The sequence below is a fragment of the Luteibacter sp. SVR4-7G genome (genome assembly GCF_056755555.1).
Genome location: NZ_JBPGXO010000087.1, coordinates 1 through 2,952, shown reverse-complemented (window position 1 = coordinate 2,952; position 2,952 = coordinate 1). Strand labels below are relative to the sequence as shown.

General features: G+C 64.0%; 3 protein-coding genes. 2 read left to right on the top strand and 1 reads right to left on the bottom strand.

Annotated elements, in window-relative coordinates:
* Nucleotides 1–409: 409 nt before the first annotated feature.
* Nucleotides 410–1,387: a hypothetical protein gene (locus tag ACR9ZH_RS18390; RefSeq protein ID WP_481292211.1), complete on the bottom strand. Its 978-nt coding sequence runs from the start codon at nucleotides 1,385–1,387 to the stop codon at nucleotides 410–412.
* Nucleotides 1,388–1,488: 101 nt separating this feature from the next.
* Here ACR9ZH_RS18390 and miaA point away from each other — a divergent pair, with 101 nt between their 5' ends.
* Together miaA and hfq are read left to right on the top strand one after the other, a co-directional pair.
* Nucleotides 1,489–2,469, top strand: coding sequence for a tRNA (adenosine(37)-N6)-dimethylallyltransferase MiaA (gene miaA, locus ACR9ZH_RS18385; protein ID WP_481292212.1), 981 nt, complete (start codon nucleotides 1,489–1,491; stop codon nucleotides 2,467–2,469).
* Between the two features lie 87 nt (nucleotides 2,470–2,556).
* Nucleotides 2,557–2,817, top strand: a complete 261-nt coding sequence (hfq, locus tag ACR9ZH_RS18380; protein ID WP_481292210.1) for an RNA chaperone Hfq — start codon at nucleotides 2,557–2,559, stop codon at nucleotides 2,815–2,817.
* The last annotated feature ends 135 nt before the right edge of the window (nucleotides 2,818–2,952 follow it).

Below are 2,952 nucleotides of genomic sequence, written 5' to 3'. Positions count from 1 at the left end.
GGTCAAGGAGTGAGCAGTGCATGCGGCGGGGCTCGATGTAGATGCGCGCTTTGAACTGAGCACAGAAGTTGGACATCGTCCACCGTCTGGCGAGCCTTATAGGTAATACGATCAGCCGATGCAGGAAGCGCTTTGTGGGAAGCGCTTCCTGCGTGGGACTGCGGACGAGCGCAAGCACGCGGCGACCTCTGTCCCTGGCCTCCCCAGATATCCACAGCCGGTGTGGATACGCGCTGCATAAGCATGTGGACAAGTCCGATTCGCTCAACGCCGGCGGACACTTACCTTGCACTGGTCAACGGATGATCTATGCAGGTAGCGATATCCACAGCCAGTGTGGATACCGCCTGCATAAGCATGTGGATAAGTCGCAGCTGAGCTTGCGCAACAAGACCTTGCGTTGCGCTGGCTACCGTTTGACCGTTATCTTCGGTGCGGCCTTGCAATGCGCGACGCATACGAATTGAATCTTTGCGTGCGGGTAATCCACGCTGACCCGGAACGCGTCGAGCAGATTGCCGCCGATGGCACCGTGTACCGTGCTGTCCATATACGACGACATGACTTCGAAATTCTTGTCAGGGCGCTCGATGAACCAGACCGGCCCCACGCTCCAGTCAGCAATGACGACGCTGGGCACGCGGATCGCGCGCTTGCTCTTCGGATTGAGATCGTCGGCGTCCGGAACGAGCAGCCAGTCCGGATGTTTCCGGTGCCAGCGGTCCATCATGCTCGTCGTGATGTAACTGCCTCCCGCGTATCCCCCTGCTACGGGAGTCTTCATGGCAGCGAGTCCCGCCGCAGTCGGATGGGCGGTGGCACCGGTGTCGAAGAGCATGTCGATCGATTCACCGTCGACCTGCATCGAGATACGCAGGAAGGGTGCGCCGTAGCTTCCCTTGGCGTTGCGAACGACGCCGGCAACGATGGCGTGGGCTTTCGGGTCGGCGTGCCAGGAAGCATCCTCGCGAATGAGCTCTTGCCCCGGATAGTCGAACGTCCACGTGCCGTTGGAAAGATAAAAGCCTCCGAGCATGCCGTTCATGCCGTCGAAAAGATATTTGTCGGGCGTGCTTTGCACCCCGTCGCAGGCACGTGGGCCGAGGGGAATGGCCTTTCCGGCCGCGAATGCCGGAGAGCGCGAAACGTCCCCGGCCGTCGCACAGTCGAGCGGGGCGAGCCCGAGGCGCCTGACGGTGGATTCGCCCAGTGTCCAGGTCGATCCGCCACCGCCCGTATCGACGAGCAGCCGCAAGGTCTCGCCTGTCGCCAACGTAGGCGTGGCGAAGAAATGCCCGGCTTCGTATGACGCGGGCACCACCACCCCGGCGAGCGCCGTCCCTGCGATGGCCAGGCATCCGACCACTGCCAATCCAACTCGGATCATGCGTTGTTCTCCGGCTGTCGTCGATCCATCCTTGCATGGCCCGGGCCAACGGTGACACCTGCTGGGTTACCCTTGCGGCCGTTCCCCGATTCTGCTTTCCGATGTCCCAAGACCGTCGCCCCCTCGCCATCTTCCTGATGGGCCCCACTGCATCGGGGAAGACGGCGCTCGCCTGCGCGCTGGCCGACCGGTTTCCGGTGGGCCTGGTCAGCGTCGACTCGGCGCTCGTCTATCGCGGGCTCGACATCGGCTCGGCCAAACCCGACGCTGCTACGCTCGCGCGCTATCCGCATGCCCTCGTGGACATCCGTGACCCTGCGCAGCCGTATTCCGCCGCCGACTTCCGCGACGATGCCGTCGCGGCGATGGAACGCATCACGACGGAGGGCAGGGTGCCGCTGCTGGTCGGCGGTACCGGTCTTTATTTCCGCGCGCTGCAGCGCGGCCTCTCGGATCTGCCCGAGGCGGATCCCGCCCTGCGCGAGAAGCTGGCAGCCGAGGCGTCCGTCATCGGCTGGGACGCGATGCACGCGCGGATGGCTGCGCTGGACCCGGTGGCGGGTAGGCGGATTCGGCCGGGCGACGCCCAGAGGATCCAGCGCGCGCTTGAAGTGATGGAACTGACCGGTCTTCCGCTCAGCGAACTGCAGCGGGGTGGAAGCACCATCCGTTTCCCTTGGAGGGTGCTCAAGCTGGCGCTCCTGCCCGGCGACCGGCGCCTGTTGCATGAGCGCATCGCGCAGCGGTTCGACGCCATGCTGGCCGCGGGTTTCCTCGACGAAGTACGCGCCCTGCGGGCCCGCGGCGACCTTCACGCCGACCTGCCGGCGATCCGCGCGGTCGGCTACCGGCAGGCCTGGGACTACCTCGAGGGTGAGGGCGACGCCACGGAGTTCCGCAACCGTGGTATCTATGCCACTCGTCAACTCGCCAAACGCCAGATCACCTGGCTGCGGGGTGAGGTGGACGCCCGAACGTTCGACCCGGACCGGGGGGATCCGTTGCCCGAGGTAGCGCGTGCGGTGGAGCAGTTCGCGGGAATGCCGATGCCATCACGATCGCGGCTTCCAGCGGGCATTTAAAAGCAGTTAAGATTCAGGGCACTTGGGCCGGGGCGCCGCCAGGCGTTTTTTCCCGGACCCGTACGAGTAGCGTAGGGGAGAAGAAGAATGTCCAAAGGGCAATCGTTACAGGATCCGTTTCTGAACGCACTGCGCCGTGAGCGCGTACCGGTCGCCATCTACCTGGTGAACGGCATCAAGCTGCAAGGCACCATCGAATCGTTCGACCAGTTCGTGGTGCTGCTGCGCAACCAGGTGAGCCAGATGGTGTACAAGCATGCCATCTCCACGGTCGTACCGAGCCGTAACGTGCGGGTGGGCGGCCACGAAAACCACGGGGACGCTTCGTCCGGCGACGGCGAGGGTTGAGGGGCCTTCGGCGGAGTCCCATATAGGAACAATGGGTGCGCGTGGCCCAGGTCACGCGCATCCTTACTCCACATGAGGTCATCCCCCTAAGTGTTCGATAGACAAAAGAAAGGCGATCGCGCCGTGCTGGTGCTG